We start from the raw sequence: 17,175 nt of genomic DNA, 5'->3' as shown, positions 1-17,175 counted from the left end.
AGGGTGGATAAATGCAGTGCATCCACCCAAAACAATCATCGAACAACCAAATTAAAAATGATGGGCACAAAACTGGTGCCCACACTACTGGCGGATGCGCTACGCTTATCCGCCCTACAAGGTTGCCTTAAACAATCAGGTGAATAAACCTAATGAATTCACCCTAAACCAACGGATTTAATTATTTTTACTTTGTAGGGTGGATAAACGGAGTGCATCCACCCAAAACAATCATTAAGCAACCAAATTAAAAATGATGGACACAAAATCGGTGCCCACACTACTGGCGGATGCGCTACGCTTATCCGCCCTACAAGGTTGCCTTAAACAATCAGGTGAATAAACCTAATGAATTCACCCTAATCCAACGAATTTAATTATTTTTACTTTGTAGGGTGGATAAACGTAGTGCATCCACCCAAAACAATCATTAAGCAACCAAATTAAAAATGGTGGGCACAAAACCGGTGCCTACACTACTGGCGGATGCGCTACGCTTATCCACCCTACAAGGTTGCCTTAAGTTTTAAGATTTCTTACGTCTGACCTGAGATAACGCACTAGCAGCAGCCGATTTGGAGGCTTTACTTGTACGTCCATCTGTTAAAACTGAAGATGCTGCACTTGCTACAGCACTGGATGTATGTTTATTGGGAGCATTAGTTTGAGACAAGGCACTTGCCGCAGACGCTTTAGAACGAATGCCAGTAGACGAACTACGAAGTATTTTTGAAGCTGCGGTAGCAACTTTTTTTGAGGTAGTCATTAGACTCTCCTGAAAGATTAAAAAATTTCAGAAGAAAACTATCGGTTGCGATAAATCTATTCTCAGTGTACCTTCTCGATCCCCATCCAGAAGAGTAGTAGGGATTTGTAACCAACATTTTCCTTCTGCCACCAAAGGTCAGCATCATGCTGGCCTTTGGTTTTTATGCAGGCAATTTCTTACCCTGCACTCGGTCGATTTCGACGGTCAATCCCAGTTCAACGCACCACCGGTTTGATATTCCGTTACCCGCGTTTCAAAGAAATTCTTCTCTTTCTTCAAATCAATCATCTCGCTCATCCACGGGAAAGGATTGTTTGCACCTGGGAATAACTCCGGCAACCCAATTTGCACCATCCGGCGGTTACAAATAAAGCGTAGGTATTCTTTAAACATCGGCGCATTCAAACCCAAAATACCGCGTGGCATGGTGTCTTCAGCATAGGCATATTCTAAATCAACCGCCTGCTCAAATAGCTCAGTAATCTCTTTTTGGAAAGCCTCAGTCCACAAATGAGGGTTTTCCAGCTTAATGGTGTTAATCATATCAATACCAAAATTGCAGTGCATCGACTCATCACGCAAAATATATTGATATTGCTCCGCCGCACCGGTCATTTTATTTTGTCGGCCTAATGCCAAAATTTGCACAAAACCCACATAGAAGAACAAACCTTCCATAATGCAGGCAAAGACAATCAATGATTTTAATAAAGTTTGATCGTTTTCTAAGGTACCGGTTTTGAATTCTGGATTGGTCAGAGCATCGATAAATGGAATTAAGAAATTATCTTTATTTCGAATCGATGGGATTTCGTGATAGGCGTTAAATACTTCGCCTTCATCCAAACCCAATGACTCAACAATATATTGATAAGCATGGGTATGGATGGCTTCGTCAAACGCTTGGCGCAGTAAAAACTGTCGGCATTCTGGCGCGGTAATTTGGCGATAAGTGCCCAACACAATATTATTTGCCGCAAGGCTATCGGCTGTAACAAAAAAGCCGAGGTTGCGTTTTACCACGCGCATTTCATCAGCAGACAGTTGGCCGGATTTCCACTGTTCAATATCGCGCTGCATATTGACTTCTTGCGGCATCCAGTGGTTAGCACACTGTGCGAGATATTTTTCCCATGCCCATTTGTATTTAAATGGCACTAATTGATTGACGTCGGTTTTACCGTTGATAATCCGCTTATCAACCGCATTCACACGACCTTCGGCACTTGTTGGACTGGCTACTGCCACATCATCAAAACTTAAACTCACAATCACTCTCCAATTTGTTTAAGAATTTGGCGCAGATTACTCCGCGCCAAATTCAAATGATTTTTTACGCTGCGTTTATTGGCACGACTCACAATCAGGGTTATCGATGGAGCAGAATTTCATATCGGTTGCTGGCAATTCTGGTTCGGCTACTGCAGGAGCAGAATAAGACGCTGCTGCAGGAACTGCGTTCAACTCACCACCGCGCCCAGTCGATTTTTCTGCTGCCGTTGCCGCCAACGTGCGCAGGTAATAAGTCGTTTTCAAACCGCTAATCCAAGCATGTTTATACAACTCATCCAATTTCTTACCAGAGGCACCGGCCATATAAATGTTTAATGACTGTGCTTGGTCAATCCATTTTTGCCGGCGGCTGGCGGCATCGACTAACCAGCGTGGGTCAATTTCAAAGGCGGTGGCATATACGGCACGCAAGTCGGCCGGAACGCGGTCAATCGGGCCAAGGCTGCCATCGAAGTATTTCAAATCTGATACCATCACCTCATCCCACAACCCCCGCGCTTTCAAATCGCGCACCAGATATTCATTCACCACCGTGAATTCACCGGACAGGTTCGATTTCACAAACAGGTTTTGATAGGTCGGTTCAATCGACGCAGACACGCCAATAATGTTGGCAATGGTGGCGGTGGGGGCAATCGCCAAACAATTGGAGTTGCGCATTCCATATTCGGCAATCCGCGACCGCAGTTCTGTCCAATCTAAGTGGCTGGAGCGATCCATTTGCAAATATTGGCCACGGGTGTCGGCCAATAAGCCAATCGAATCCTGCGGCAAAATGCCACGATCCCACAGGCTGTTTGGATAGGACGCATAACGGCCCCGTTCTTGCGCCAGCTCTGTCGATGCCCAATAAGCATGATAGGCCACCAACTCCATCGAACGGTCGGCAAATTCAACCGCTTCATGGCTGGCATACGGCACTCGCTTTAAGTGCAGACAATCTTGGAAACCCATAATGCCCAAACCGACTGGACGATGTTTCAAGTTGGCATTGCGGGCTTTTTGTACTGGATAGAAGTTGATGTCGATCACATTGTCCAACATCCGCATCGCGGTACGGATGGTGCGTTTGAGTTTCTCGCTATCGAGCTCACCATCACGCATGTGATTGACCAAGTTCACCGAACCCAAATTACACACCGCAATTTCTTCTTCATTGGTGTTCAGTGTGATTTCGGTACACAGGTTAGAACTATGCACCACGCCCATGTGTTGTTGTGGGCTGCGCAGGTTGCAAGGGTCTTTGAAAGTCAGCCAAGGGTGGCCAGTTTCAAACAACATCGACAACATTTTGCGCCACAGCGTTACCGCCGGCAGCTTTTTGAACATTTTCATCTCACCACGCGCCGCTTTCGCTTCGTAGGCAAGATAGGCTTGTTCAAATTCATTACCGTATTTGTCGTGTAAATCTGGGCATTCGCTTGGGGTGAACAACGTCCACTCGCCATTTTCCATCACTCGTTTCATAAACAAGTCGGGAATCCAGTTGGCGGTGTTCATATCGTGCGTGCGGCGGCGGTCATCGCCGGTGTTTTTACGCAGCTCTAAGAATTCTTCAATGTCTAAGTGCCATGTCTCTAAATAGGCACACACCGCACCACGGCGTTTGCCGCCTTGGTTCACCGCTACCGCAGTGTCATTCACCACTTTTAAGAACGGCACCACGCCTTGCGATTTACCATTTGTGCCTTTGATATGGCTGCCTAATGCGCGTACCGCTGTCCAGTCATTGCCCAAACCACCGGCAAATTTCGACAACAGCGCATTTTCTTTAATCCCTTCGTAAATGCCATCGAGATCATCCGAAATCGTTGTCAGATAACAGCTAGATAGCTGACTGCGGCGGGTGCCGGAGTTAAAGAGGGTGGGCGTCGAGGACATAAAGTCAAACGAGGACAACACCTGATAGAACTCAATTGCGCGTGCATTCCGGTCGCTTTCATTCAGCGCCAGCCCCATCGCCACCCGCATAAAGAACGCCTGTGGCATTTCGATACGCTGACCGTCGATGTGTAAGAAATAGCGATCAAACAGGGTTTGTAGGCCGAGATAGCCAAATTGGTTGTCACGTTCTGGTTGTAATGCCTCGCCCAAGCGTGGCAAGTCATATTCGGCTAAGCGTTCATCTAACAGCTCGGCATCAATACCACGACGGATAAACGACACAAAATAATCGGGATAACGCACGGCCATGTCGCTTGGGCTGATGGTTTCACCCAAAATATCGAGGCGGATGGTGTTCAGCAATAAACGGGCAGTGACTTTGTCATAGGCCGGATCTTGCTCAATCATGGCGCGCGCGGCCAAGATGGCGGATTTATTCACCTCATCCACTGACACCCCGTCATACAGGTTCTTCAGCGTTTCGCTGAGAATGTGTTCAGGTTGGGTTTCGGTTTCTAAGCCTTCACACGCCGCCGTAATCAGGGCGCGCAGTTGTGCCATATCCAATGGCTGGCTCTGCCCGTGACGATCCACCACATGCAACACCGGCACCTCGACGGGTTCGGCGGCTTGTGCTTTTTGTTGGGCGCGTTGACGTGAGCGTTCTTCACGATACAAAACATAGGCGCGTGCCACTTCGTGTTCTCCTGAACGCATCAGCGCCAATTCAACTTGGTCTTGAATTTCTTCAATGTGAATCGCGCCACCTTCTGGCTTACGACGCAAGAGTGCACTGACCACCTGCTCGGTTAACACAGCCACTTCATCCCGTATACGGGCACTGCTCAACCCACGTTGACCGCTGACAGCAAGAAAGGCCTTGCTCATGGCAACGGAAATTTTCGAAGGTTCAAAATCAACTACTGCGCCATTGCGACGAATGGTTTTGTAGTTGGCATACGATTGACGTGCGGAATCGGCAACAGACGTGGACATGCAGCGATCTCTCTGAAATAAAGGCGAAAAAGGGGAATTAAGCTGGAAAAAAACCGCAAAAATTCAGGTACAAGCGCAGTTTTTAATACGGCAGAACGCAACAAAAAAACACAACATATAGTTGTGTCGTTGTTTAATGGCACAAATTGTAGTGGGTTGCGCGGGACAACACAATCTTGACAGACAGCTCAAAATTCGCCATGTGCTGAAGTTGCCACAACCGATACCAACACGCTAAGCAAAGTGGGTTATGACGCTGCAGAAAAAGTTTTATTTAATCGAACAAAAGAATAAAACGGCATAATGGAGGTATCTTAAATTGTAAAAGCATGGCAGAAGGCACCGTGATAATGGTAAATTGTCGGTCTACTTTTTCGATTTAAGCAGCGTATTAGCATGCTTGTTTCTCTACGAACTCTTTCCCTACGGCGTGGGCTTACATTAGCCACCATCGTGCTGACGCTATTTATCACCGTCCTCTATGGGCTGTGGCTTTACAGTAGCCGCCAGCGTGATATTGCCCAAGCCTATGCCGGTGCGACGAATCTTTCGCTCACCTATCAGGCCTTTATCGAACAATCATTCGATGGCCTCGACAGCGTGTTAGAAATCACCCAGCGCCATGTTCGCAATCAAGATGTGTTGCACGTCACCGAGGCGATTCGCACCGCGATTGATGTGCGGATACAACAAACCCCCTATCTACAACATATTGTCGTGATTGACCGCGATGGTTTTGCTCGCAACTCTGCCTTGGCAGAACAACAGCTCAATCTACAGCAACGCCCTTATTTTGTTTTTCACCAAAAAAATACGCTGTTTAAGCCCTATGTCAGTCCGGTCTTTGACTCTGCTTTACGACCTGGGGCTAAGGTGTTCACCATTAGCCGGCGCTTAGAAACCAGCGATGGTGAGTTTGCTGGTGTGGTAGTGGCGGCGATTGACATCATTAAATTGGCCTATCGCCTCGATCAGTTACGCGGCTTGCCTGATGCCGCTGTCGCATTAGCCCATCACGATCGCACCCTAGTCACCCGCACACCACTGGTGTTATCACGCATTGGTACACCACTTATCGGGCCAGAAAGTTGGTTTCAACACCAAAGCGTGCAGTTTGAAGTGGATCAGGGACTCGATGGCAAAGTGCGGTTGGCGCACATGCAACGCATCCAGCGTTATCCGTTCTTTATGTACGTTACCCGTGAAAAAGACGTGATTTTGCAGAACTGGCAGCGCAATGCGTGGATTGTCGGTTTTGGTTGGATGATTTTTATCATCTCGATTTGGCTTGCCCACTATTTGCTGCAAAAGCAACTCTCACAACGGGATGAACAAGAACGAGCATTGCGTAATAACGAAGCGGCACTATTGCGTGCTAAAGAAGATGCCGAACGCGCTAGTCAAGCCAAGGGCGAGTTTTTAGCCAATATGAGCCATGAAATTCGCACACCGATGAATGCCATTTTGGGCTTGGCGCAGTTGATGGAAGATGGCGAACTAGGCCAACGCGAGCGCGATTATCTCGACAAAATTCAACGCTCGGCTCGTTCGTTGTTAGGCATTCTGAACGATATTTTAGATTTCTCGAAAATCGAAGCGGGGCGTTTGGAATTAGAAGATGTGCCGTTTGCGATGGATGAATTGTTACGCAATTTAAGTGCGATTATGTCCACCAATGCCCGCGATAAAGGCATTGAAACCATCTTTCAAATCGATCCCGATGTGCCTCGACAATTGGCAGGTGATGCCCTGCGCTTGCAGCAGGTGCTAATCAACTTAACCGGCAATGCGATTAAATTCACCCACGCCGGTGAAGTGGTGCTCAGTATCAAATTATTGCGGCAAGAAGGAAATAAGGTCGAATTGGGTTTTGTCGTCCGCGATACTGGTATTGGGATGAGTCCCGAACAATTACGCAATCTGTTTAATGCCTTTAGTCAGGCCGACGCCTCCACCACTCGCCGCTTTGGTGGCACCGGTTTGGGGTTGGTGATTAGCCAACGGCTGGTACACATGATGGATGGCGAAATTTTGGTAGAGAGCCAGCTTGGTCAGGGCAGCACTTTCCGCTTTACCGCCCAATTCCGCCGTTTACCAGAGAGCGCCGCGCTTAAACCCACGCCAACACGCCATGAAATGCACGATCTTAAAGTGTTGATTGTCGATGACAATGAAACCTCGCGCATGGTGTTACAACAACTCTGTCGCTCGTTTGGTTGGTTGGCCGATTTAGCAGCCTCGGCAGAAGAGGGGCTGTCTTATCTCAATCAGGCACAGCAAAGCTATGACCTATTATTTTTAGATTGGCAGATGCCGGGGATGGATGGCCTCGAGATGATGCGCTATGCAAAACATCATCACCCGAACCAACTCCCGCCGGTGATTTTGATGCTGACGGCGGCCAATTTAGAAGAATTAGAACAAGCCGCCGGCGATTTAGAACTCAACGGACTGCTATCCAAACCGGTTACCCCATCGATGGTGTTCGATGCCGTGATTCGGGCGCGCAATCAAGACCAACATCTCCGCAGCCCCGATACCCCAGCCAAAATCAGCCAGCTCGAAGGCCGCTTACAAGGTATGCACGTCTTATTGGTTGAAGATAACGAAATTAATCAATTGGTCGCCTGCCAATTATTAGGCCGTGCTGGTGCGGTGGTGGAAGTGGCAGAGAATGGCCGTGAAGCAGTGCAATGTTTGAAACGCAAACCGACCGCATTTGATGCGGTGTTAATGGATGTGCAAATGCCGGTGATGGATGGCTACACCGCCACCCGCGCCATCCGTCAGGGTTTGGGTTTAACCGAGCTGCCGATTATTGCTATGACCGCTAACGCGATGGTCAGCGATCGGCAAGAGGCACTGGATGCCGGCATGAATGCTCACGTCAGCAAGCCGGTGGAGGCGGATATTCTGTTCCAAACCCTATTGGACAGCACCGGCTTTCAAGTACAACCCCTGCTGCCAGTGGCAACAACCGCCAGCAAAACCGAATTTCATCTACCAGATAAATTGGCAGGCATTGATGTCGCAGCCTCGCTGGCGCGGGTTGGCGATGCCCGTTTATTAGCGCAATTACTGGTGCGGTTTGCTGAGACACAGCAAGACAGTATTGAAGATGCTCTCCAACATTGGGAAGCCGGCCGCCAAGAGCAAACCGTACAGATTTTGCACCGCCTACGCGGTGCGGCGGCTAACCTCGGGGCGGTGCATCTTGCCGAGTGTGTGGCACAGGCGGAGTCGGCTGCAAAAGCTGCCGCCCCTTTCCCTCGCGCCCAAGATTGTTTCCGCTTGCGAACGGCATTAGAAGAAGTTGTACAATCAGCACACTTTATTCAACAGCAGCTAAAAAATGAGAATAACTCTCATGCAAATGATGAGACTCATGCCACTTTCAATCACACAGAAATAAATGCCTTACGGGCTTTGTTACTGGAATATAATCTTGCCGCGCTAGAGATAATTCGCAACGATTTAGCGCGCTGGGAAGCCACATTAGGCAAACCTGCTGCGGCAGCCTTGCTCGGTGCGGTGGAATCGCTGGACTTTGAAACTGCACTGAATCAACTTCCTGCTGCTTGATTGTAATCTGTTGTTAACCCGACTTGCCGAGAGCCTTTCTGATGCCAACTTCGTTTTCGACAGACCTGCCTTTACGCGGCCGTATTCTGATTGTGGATGACATGATGGAAAACGTGCTGGTGTTGAACAATATCTTGAAGGAACAACACGAGGTGCTGTTTGCTCTGAAAGGAGATAAGGCAATTGAGTTAGCGCAAACTCGAGCCCCCGACCTGATTTTATTGGATGCGGTGATGCCCGAGATGGATGGTTATACTGTCTGCACTAAACTTAAGCATGACCCCTTGACAGCAGATATTCCGATCATTTTTATTACTGCACTGACTGATGTTCAAGACGAAACACGTGCGCTGGATATCGGTGCAGTAGATTTCATCAGCAAACCGGTCAATCCCTCGATTGTGCAAGCACGGGTACGTACTCACCTTACTTTAAAACGACAAACAGATCTATTACGAAGACTTACCTTATCGGACGGCTTAACTGGTATCGGTAACCGGCGCTGTTTTGATGAACAGTACCAACGTGAATGGCGACGTTGTCAACGTAATCAACGTTCACTCAGTTTAATGCTAATAGATGTGGATCATTTCAAGCTGTATAACGACCATTACGGTCATCAAGCAGGTGACGAGGCATTGCAACGTTTTGGTGATTTATTAAGTCAAACCATTCAACGGAGCAGTGATCTTGCCGCCCGCTATGGTGGTGAGGAATTTGCTGTCCTGTTATCCGAAACCGATACCGAACACGCGATGGTGGTTGCCGCTAAGATTCATCAAGCCTTAGCAGAAATCGCCATACCGCATCACACCTCGCCCACCGCGCCGATGATTACCGCCAGCATTGGCTTAGCCTCGTTGGTGCCCGATGGTGGCTTGGCCCCTGATAGTTTGTTAGAACGCGCCGATCAAGCCTTATATCGTGCCAAACATTCTGGGCGTAATCGGACTGAGATTGGCTAAATCCCTTGCCGCTGGTTGCGTTAAACTTGTGCTTTTGTCAGGAATTGCACATGTCTACGCCTGAAGAAGTGATTGCCGCAACCAAAATTTGGTTAGAAAAAGCAGTGATTGGGTTAAATCTGTGCCCATTTGCTAAAGCGGTGTATGTCAAAAACCAAATTCGCTTTGTGGTCAGCCAAGCGCAACATCTCGACCAGTTTTTAGAAGAGCTGGATGATGAATTAGCGTTATTGGCAGCGACACCGGCCAGCGACATCGATACCACCTTATTGATTCACCCGACGCTATTCCCTGATTTCTTAGAATTTAACGATGTGCTGCAAATCGCCGAAGCGGCGCCAGCCGATCAGGGTTTAGAAGGGGTGATTCAAGTGGCCAGTTTTCATCCCGATTTTCAGTTTGCCGACACTGAGCCAGACGACATCAGCAACTACACCAATCGTTCGCCCTATCCCACGCTGCATTTAATTCGCGAAGAAAGTATTGCGCGGGTGGTGAGTCAAATTGACAACCCCGATACTATTTTTGAACGCAATATCGCCACCATGGAAAGCCTCGGTTTGGCAGGTTGGCAAGCACTCGGCATTCCAACAGGGAAACCCTCGGCATGAGCGACAAAAAGAAAAAAAATACCCCCTATCGGCCAGCGGTATTACCGCCGGAAGTCCGCGAAGGGCAATCGGTTGAATTATTAAAAGCCTTGCACATCCTGACCCGTGACGGCCAGCTCAACCAAGACAGCCGCCGTAAACTGAAGCAGGTTTACCATCTCTATCAATTTATCGAGCCGTTATTACAAGAACTGGCAGACGCTGCCACACCTTGTACCCTTGCCGATCACGGCGCAGGGAAGTCGTATCTCGGTTTTATTCTGTACGATTTGTTTTTCAAACAGCGTGAAATCGGCCATATTTTTGGGATTGAGACACGGCAAGAGCTAGTACAACGGTCGCAAGAATTAGCCGAGCATTTGCAATTCCCTCGGATGAGCTTTCTCAATCTCAGCGTGGAAGCGTCCATTACTTCGCCTGACTTGCCCGCGCAAATCGACATGGTGACGGCGTTACATGCGTGCAATACGGCAACTGACGATGCCATCCGCTTTGCCTTGCATAAAAAAGCCCGTTTTATTGTCTTGGTGCCGTGTTGTCAGGCCGAGGTCGCTGCTGTGTTACGCCAACATAAAAATAAAATGTTGGGACAAACTTCATTGTCCGAAATGTGGCGACATGCTATCCACACGCGTGAATTTGGCAGCCATCTCACCAATGTTTTGCGCTGTTTGGCATTAGAGGCCTATGGCTATCAAGTTACAGTCACCGAATTGGTGGGTTGGGAACACTCGATGAAAAACGAGCTGATCATTGCCCGCTATACCGGACAACGGCGCGGCAATGCGCGGCAACGTTTGTTAGCCATTTTGCAAGAGTTTGGATTAGAAGAACTCACCCCGCGCTTTTTACCCGAAATGCCGGCTGCCGCCCAAGGTGAGCAAGAAGCTGTATAATCAGGCGCCATGACTGCTGCTGATTTCCTCCGCCCCCTTGCCGTTGCCACCTTAGCCTTAACTGTGCTGTATGGGTGTGCGTCTTCAACCACGCCTTCTGCCGGTGTCGATATCAACGCACCGGTTGAACCGGGCTATTATCGCGTTCAAGCAGGTGATACTTTATTTCGGATTGCAAGGCGTTGGGGGCAGAGCGTCAGCACGTTGGTGAAGTGGAACAATCTTGCCGACGCCAGCCAAATTGAAGTGGGGCAGGTGTTGCGCGTAGTTCCGCCGACAGCGGCAGCAAGCTCAACTCCTCCCCGTGCCCCAGTATTACGTCCCACACCCAAAGAACCTGTTGCCGCCCCTGCACAAGCGGGCATCCGCTTAGCCATGCCGGTAAGCGGCGGCAAACTCGGAAATTTCAATACGACAACCAATGGGGTGGATATTGCAGGGGCGGTGGGGACACCGATTTTAGCGGCGGCCCCTGGCAAGGTGGTATATGCCGGCAGCGGCATCCGGCAATACGGTAATATGTTGATTATTAAACATAATAAAGATTACCTGACTGTGTATGCCCACAACAGCAAATTATTGGCCCGCGATGGGCAAACCATCAGCACCGGACAAACCATCGCCGAAATGGGCAGCCACGGCGGTAAACCTCTGTTGCATTTCGAGCTGCGCTATCGCGGCAAACCGATTGATCCTAGCGCCTATTTCCAATAACACGCTCTCGACCATACATCCAGCGTTCTGCCTGTCGCCGCACGACATCGCTAAGCGAGTGGGTGCGAGCATAGGCTTGACGTAACCAATCGCTATCAGAATCTCGCGCTAGCGTGCGTTCGCGCAAAGCAGCCAAAATACAGTCTTCTTCTACCGATTCCGATACCCCACGCAGTTGGTCGAGCGTGACCAAAATATCTTCCAACACCGAAGTTTGTGTGCCTTCTAATGGCTTGACCAATACCCCTTCAAAGCCAAAACGGCAGGCTTGAAAACGGTTATAGGTATAGGTCAAATAGCTGTGGGCCTCGGTGGGCTGCATGGGCTGGGCAAAACAATGTTTCGCCAATAAGCGAATATAACCGGCCAATAACACCGCATTTTCAATACTCAGTGGCGTATCACAAATCCGCACTTCCACTGTGCCATATTCCGGTTTTGGCCGAATGTCCCAGTAAAAGTCTTTCATGCTGGCAACAATGCCAAGCTTCGCCATGTTTTGAAAATATTGATTAAAGCTGTCCCAATCGTTGACACACGGCATCGAACCCGACAGCGGAAAGGCGTTGACGCTGGTTAAGCGTGAGGTTTGGAAACGGGTATCGACGCCTTGATAAAAAGGCGAGGAGGCGCTCAAGGCGATAAAGTGCGGAATATAGCGCGATAAATAATGGGTTAAATGCACCGCCCAATCACCGTTTGGACACCCAATGTGGACGTGTTGACCATAGACCGTAAATTGTTTGGCCAGATAACCATACAATTCACCGACTAAACGATAACGCTCTTTTGGGTAAATCCGTTGGTCATCCCAATGTTGAAACGGGTGTGCGCCGCCACCGGCCAACGCCAAATTCAACCGTTCTGCCGCCCCAACCAACAGCGAGCGAATAGCGCGTAATTCGGCCAATAAAGCATCGGTTGAGGTATGAATCGCCGAACCAATCTCAATCATGCCCTCGGTGATCTCTGGCTTAATATCGTAGCCATGTGGCTTGCGGTTAATTAAGTGCAGCAAATCATCCGATCCCCGCGTCAAATTAAAGTCGCGGACATTGACAATCATCAGCTCCAATTCCACGCCCATGGTCAAGGGTGATGAAGATTGAAACAATAGCATCGGTTCAGGGTCAACGGTGGGAACGGTCAGAGAAGGCAACATCGCCACAGTATGGGTTAAATCAGTCACGGGTTTCTCCTGATGCGATTAAACCGACCCGCGCCACAATCGGGCCCAGTAAATCTGAACACAAAACCAAGGCCAACATCAGACCAGACAATTGCGCACCAAACGCTGGGAATAAGCTGCCAATGTGCAACATCAGCAATAACGTACTGCTGGAAACCGGAAATAGGGTCAAGCCCAAACAGCCGCCGCGCCGCCATGACAGGCCATTCCAACGTGAAAATGCCACCCCGCTGCCCATCAACACCACCGCCCGTAACCCCAAGAAAGCCAATGCCACCGGCCACATGGCAATAAAGTGTTCAGGGACCAACACCGCACCGGAATAGACAAAAAACACCAAGAATAAAATATGACCCAAGCCTTCTAAATTGGGCTCGATGATGTTGTAACCGCGATCTAACACACGGCTAAGACAGCCCAACGCCAATGCGGCAATCAAAGGTGATAAAGAAAACTTCACTGACAAACCGACGGTTAAGGCGATTAAGGCCAATAACAGGGCGTTTTGTGTAATCGCTTCGCGCCCTAACCAGCGGCTTAATGGAATCGACAGCAAGGCCATCACCACGCCAAGCCCTAACGAACCGGCCAATAACCGTAGAAAATCAGTGAAAGCGGTGGTGGCAATAGCAAATTCGCCAGCCAGTTGTAAAGCAGAGATGCCGGCGGTGAACAACACCAAAGCAAATAGATTATTGACCGCCGTAAACACTAAGGTACGCTCACTGACTTGCCCCTCGGCGCGCATCTCGCGAATCAGATGTAACAGAATCGGCGGTGAGCTGGCGCTACCCATTGCTGCCGCTAAGCTGGCTAAACCAGACGGCAAGCCCAATCCCATCATCAGCCCAAGCAGGGCAACAAAGACTAATGTGCTAGTGAGGAGGCTCGACCACAATAAGCCACGATCATGCAGCAACCACCGCACATCTAAACGCCGTCCTAGCTCGAATAAAAACAAACCAAGGGCCAAATCGACAAACAGCTGAATATCACCCAACACCGTTCGTGATAATAGGTTTAATCCAGCAGGGCCAAGCAATAATCCGGTGAGTAAATAGCCGGTTAAGGCGGGAAGATGGAGCACTCGATGTACCAATTGTCCCCCGAGCACGCCAAGCGCTAACACCAAACCAAAGGCGCCCAAGGAATCCAAGGTCAACGCCCCAGCCCACCATGAGTGTTCTTCACTGAACATACGGTATTTCTCCACTCATTCTTTGTGAGAGCCGCTAAGGCTGCCTGATCTGTATAACAGTAGTCAATAAAAAACTGTTATACCGTTAACATTTATTAAGCTTTTTTCAGAAAAAGAAGCCGAAAGCTGTTGACAAACGGTGATTGGATGTCTATTATGCCGACCTATCGATGCACTGCAACGATTCCTCGATAGCTCAGTCGGTAGAGCGCCGGACTGTTAATCCGTAGGTCCCTGGTTCGAGCCCAGGTCGAGGAGCCAGAATTCAAGAAAGCCCCACAGAATTGGGGGGCTTTTCTTTTTTATCAAGTCAACCAGCGGTCGAACTGATAAAAAACGGGCGCGATAATGCGCCCGTTAGCTATTTTCATACCGCAAAAACCTCAGCCCATAGTTTTTGCACTGCGGCATAGTGTTGCCGTAACACCTGATCGACTTCGACTTTCGGTGCTTCGTTCAAGCGTTTGGAATGCTGTAAGCGGCGATAATGGCGATAAGCCGCTTGCCCTGCTTCGGCTAACTCGCGGTCGATTAAATCAGCATTCGCCGCCAATCCCAACAGCGCAATATTGCCAATATTGCCCGTTAGTTCGGGGAAATAGTGCGAATGCGCCAGCACCAGATATTGCACTAAAAATTCAAGATCGATGATGCCGCCGTGGGCATGTTTGATGTCATGATCGACAGCAGGGTGGCTATCACGCATTTTTTCCCGCATCCCCAATACTTCTTGCCGGAGCACTTCGCGGTTGCGTGGCGCGGCGAGGACTTCAAAGCGGATTTTTTCAAACTGATCGCCGATATGCACATCCCCCGCCACAAAACGGGCACGAGTCAGCGCTTGGTGTTCCCATAGCCATGCTTTTTTCTGTTGATAATTGCGGAATGCCTCTACCGTACTGACCAGCAAACCAGATGCGCCATCTGGACGCAGCCGTAAATCAATGTCATATAACACACCGGCAGGGGTGGTTGCCGTCAGCCAAGTTGACAGTTTACGCGCCAGCCGCGCATACAAATCTGCTGCATCGGGGTGGTGATCATCATACAGAAAAATAATATCTAAATCAGATACATAGCCCAATTCTTTGCCGCCGAGTTTTCCATAACCGACAATCGTAAATTTCGGCACCTCGATATGGCGTTTTGAAATATCTAACCAAGCATGTTTCAGCGTGGCAGCTAATACGGTATCAGCCAACAGCGAAATTTGGTCTGACAGCGCCTCTAATGGCCACATCCCTGCCAAATCCTGCGCCACTAAACGAAATTGCTGCGCATGTTGGAAATGGCGCAGGGTGTCCATCTTCGCCTCCACATCTTTACCGCAGGCCGTCAGTTTTTCGTCAAGTTCAGTAGTTAACTGTTCCCAGTTTGGTTCAGCGTATAGCACTCGCGCATCGAGCAATTCATCCAGCAAAATCGGGTGGCGGTTGAGATAGTTCGATACCCACGGGCTGGCAGAATAAAGGGTAGCTAAGCGGCGCAGGGTTTGTGGATATTCATTTAGCAAAGCCAAATATGGCCCCCGCCGGCTGATGGTTTCCATCAAACTTAAAATACGCACCAAGGTTTCATCGGGGTTAGCAAACCCTGCTGCCACTTCAATAAGAGAAGGAATCAAACTGTCAAAACGCTTGCGGTTGGTGTCTGGCAACTGACGATAGCGTTGGCTATTTGCCAGCGTTGTCAGATGGCGGGCGGTTTCACGCGCATGGTGATAGCCCAAGATCGCCAAGCGGTTTTCTTGTTCATCACTGGGTTCGCCGCCGGCATCCTGCCACAAGCTGGTAAGCGGATGTGAACTATGGTCATCCGATGGCAGGACAAAGACTTGTTCAAAGTGACGGTGGACTTGGTTACGCAAGCGATTTAACGAGGCAATAAAACCATCCCACCCCGGATAATCCATGCTTTCTGCAATTCGGGTTTGCATCTCGGCTTGAGTGGGTAGGGTCTGTGTTTGCTGATCGTCTAAATACTGTAAGCGATGCTCTAAATCACGCAGAAAACGATAGGCTTGTTGTAACTCATCAACCGTATCGGTTTCCAACAATTTCAAATTGGCTAATTCTTGCAAAGCGGTGCGAGTTGAACGTGTCTGTAACCGAGGCTCACGGCCACCGCGAATCAACTGAAATACTTGGGCAATAAACTCAACCTCGCGGATACCACCGGGCCCGAGTTTGATATTGTCGGCCATATCACGCCGCGCCACTTCGCGTTGGATTTGGGCATATAAATCACGCATGGCACCATAGGCGTTGTAATCGAGATATTTGCGATAGACAAAAGGTCGCACAATATCGGATAGACCTTGATCTTCACCGCTGATAATCCGGCCTTTGATCCAAGCGTAGCGTTCCCATTCCCGTCCTTGGCTGAGCAGATAATTTTCAAATGCATTGAAATTCATCACCAACGGCCCCGAATCGCCATAAGGCCGCAGCCGCATATCGACACGGAACACAAAGCCATCGCCAGTTGGTTCAGCAATCGCAGCAATCAGACGCTTACCCAAACGGGTGAAAAATTCTTGATTGGAGAGACTGCGCGAGCCGTTGGTTTCGCCGTTTTCTGGATAGAGAAAAATCAGATCAATATCCGAACTGACGTTCAGCTCATACCCACCTAGCTTACCCATGCCGACCACAATCATCGATTGAGGCGTGTTGCTGTCACTACCAATCGGTTGGCCATATTGCGCTAATAAGGTGGCCTCAATATGGCGGTGGGCGGTATCGACAGCAACATCAGCCAGCAGGCTAATGGTGGTCAAGACTTCATCGGTATCAGTCAAACCACCCACATCACGCACAATCAAGCGTGCCATCACCGCCTGCCGCAATTTACGCAAACTGCGCTTTAAGGCGTCCTCATCATGTGCAGGAATGTCTTGTAACCGCGCCAACATTGCCTCTTGGGTAAAAGGCTGGTCGTGATGGCGCAGAATATCTTGTGCAACATCTGGGGCAGAATCGAACAAGCGTCGTAAGTAGTGGCTATGACCAAGGGCACGGCTGACAGCAGGGGCATAAGACATCGCATTCTCCTAGAAACTCATACCATTTTCGCACG

Annotated in this window: 11 protein-coding genes and 1 tRNA gene; 6 read left to right on the top strand and 6 right to left on the bottom strand. The window is 49.3% G+C overall.

The genetic code is table 11. The features are described from left to right. Positions 1-526: 526 nt before the first annotated feature. From G465_RS15350 to G465_RS0105105, 3 genes are all read right to left on the bottom strand, one after another. Positions 527-766 carry a hypothetical protein gene (locus G465_RS15350; protein ID WP_022653408.1) on the bottom strand — a complete coding sequence of 80 codons (240 nt, stop codon included), beginning with the start codon at positions 764-766 and terminating at the stop codon, positions 527-529. Between the two features lie 207 nt (positions 767-973). Next, positions 974-2,038: a ribonucleotide-diphosphate reductase subunit beta gene (locus tag G465_RS0105110; RefSeq protein WP_022653407.1), complete on the bottom strand. Its 1,065-nt coding sequence runs from the start codon at positions 2,036-2,038 to the stop codon at positions 974-976. A 75-nt stretch (positions 2,039-2,113) separates the two neighbouring features. Next, a complete protein-coding gene (locus G465_RS0105105; RefSeq protein WP_022653406.1) occupies positions 2,114-4,942 on the bottom strand; it encodes a ribonucleoside-diphosphate reductase subunit alpha in 2,829 nt (942 codons plus the stop codon). A gap of 396 nt (positions 4,943-5,338) precedes the next feature. On the opposite strand from G465_RS0105105, the gene G465_RS13600 reads away from it, so the two are divergent. From G465_RS13600 to G465_RS0105080, 5 genes are read left to right on the top strand one after another with little or no spacing between them, the layout of a single operon-like run. Then, positions 5,339-8,524 carry a response regulator gene (locus G465_RS13600; RefSeq protein ID WP_081642697.1) on the top strand — a complete coding sequence of 1,062 codons (3,186 nt, stop codon included), beginning with the start codon at positions 5,339-5,341 and terminating at the stop codon, positions 8,522-8,524. 41 nt (positions 8,525-8,565) lie between these two features. After that, a complete protein-coding gene (locus G465_RS0105095) occupies positions 8,566-9,489 on the top strand; it encodes a diguanylate cyclase domain-containing protein (protein ID WP_022653405.1) in 924 nt (307 codons plus the stop codon). Positions 9,490-9,539: 50 nt separating this feature from the next. Then, the gene (locus G465_RS0105090) at positions 9,540-10,100 is read left to right on the top strand and encodes a DUF1415 domain-containing protein (RefSeq protein WP_022653404.1); all 561 of its coding nucleotides are present in this window, start codon (positions 9,540-9,542) and stop codon (positions 10,098-10,100) included. Continuing rightward, positions 10,097-10,996 (top strand): class I SAM-dependent methyltransferase, encoded by a 900-nt coding sequence (locus G465_RS13595; protein WP_022653403.1) that lies wholly within the window; start codon positions 10,097-10,099, stop codon positions 10,994-10,996. Before G465_RS0105090 ends, G465_RS13595 begins: the two co-directional genes overlap by 4 nt. 9 nt (positions 10,997-11,005) lie before the next feature. After that, the gene (locus G465_RS0105080; protein WP_022653402.1) at positions 11,006-11,710 is read left to right on the top strand and encodes a peptidoglycan DD-metalloendopeptidase family protein; all 705 of its coding nucleotides are present in this window, start codon (positions 11,006-11,008) and stop codon (positions 11,708-11,710) included. On the opposite strand, the gene G465_RS0105075 is transcribed toward G465_RS0105080, so the two are convergent. Then, on the bottom strand, positions 11,691-12,899 hold the full coding sequence (locus G465_RS0105075) for a YbdK family carboxylate-amine ligase (RefSeq protein ID WP_022653401.1): 1,209 nt from the start codon (positions 12,897-12,899) through the stop codon (positions 11,691-11,693). The genes G465_RS0105080 and G465_RS0105075 overlap by 20 nt on opposite strands. Continuing rightward, a complete protein-coding gene (locus tag G465_RS0105070) occupies positions 12,892-14,097 on the bottom strand; it encodes a cation:proton antiporter (RefSeq protein ID WP_022653400.1) in 1,206 nt (401 codons plus the stop codon). The genes G465_RS0105075 and G465_RS0105070 overlap by 8 nt, the downstream gene beginning before the upstream one ends. 185 nt (positions 14,098-14,282) lie before the next feature. Between G465_RS0105070 and G465_RS0105065 the strand changes: the two genes are divergently transcribed. Continuing rightward, positions 14,283-14,358, top strand: a tRNA-Asn gene (locus G465_RS0105065). 106 nt (positions 14,359-14,464) lie between these two features. Here G465_RS0105065 and glnE read toward each other — a convergent pair. Then, entirely contained in the window at positions 14,465-17,140 is a 2,676-nt protein-coding gene (gene glnE, locus G465_RS0105060; protein ID WP_022653399.1) for a bifunctional [glutamate--ammonia ligase]-adenylyl-L-tyrosine phosphorylase/[glutamate--ammonia-ligase] adenylyltransferase, read from the bottom strand. Positions 17,141-17,175 lie beyond the last annotated feature (35 nt).

The organism is Aquaspirillum serpens DSM 68, assembly GCF_000420525.1.
GTDB lineage: Bacteria > Pseudomonadota > Gammaproteobacteria > Burkholderiales > Aquaspirillaceae > Aquaspirillum > Aquaspirillum serpens.
This window is presented reverse-complemented; position numbering and strand designations above follow the sequence as displayed.

What these genes read in the sequence shown, in the direction of transcription:
- G465_RS0105090 (WP_022653404.1), top strand. Translation starts at nt 9,540, where the DNA reads ATGTCTACGCCTGAAGAAGTGATTGCCGCAACCAAAATTTGGTTAGAA.
- G465_RS0105070 (WP_022653400.1), bottom strand. Translation starts at nt 14,097, where the DNA reads ATGTTCAGTGAAGAACACTCATGGTGGGCTGGGGCGTTGACCTTGGAT.
- G465_RS0105105 (WP_022653406.1), bottom strand. Translation starts at nt 4,942, where the DNA reads ATGTCCACGTCTGTTGCCGATTCCGCACGTCAATCGTATGCCAACTAC.
- glnE (WP_022653399.1), bottom strand. Translation starts at nt 17,140, where the DNA reads ATGTCTTATGCCCCTGCTGTCAGCCGTGCCCTTGGTCATAGCCACTAC.
- G465_RS13595 (WP_022653403.1), top strand. Translation starts at nt 10,097, where the DNA reads ATGAGCGACAAAAAGAAAAAAAATACCCCCTATCGGCCAGCGGTATTA.
- G465_RS13600 (WP_081642697.1), top strand. Translation starts at nt 5,339, where the DNA reads ATGCTTGTTTCTCTACGAACTCTTTCCCTACGGCGTGGGCTTACATTA.
- G465_RS0105095 (WP_022653405.1), top strand. Translation starts at nt 8,566, where the DNA reads ATGCCAACTTCGTTTTCGACAGACCTGCCTTTACGCGGCCGTATTCTG.
- G465_RS15350 (WP_022653408.1), bottom strand. Translation starts at nt 766, where the DNA reads ATGACTACCTCAAAAAAAGTTGCTACCGCAGCTTCAAAAATACTTCGT.
- G465_RS0105080 (WP_022653402.1), top strand. Translation starts at nt 11,006, where the DNA reads ATGACTGCTGCTGATTTCCTCCGCCCCCTTGCCGTTGCCACCTTAGCC.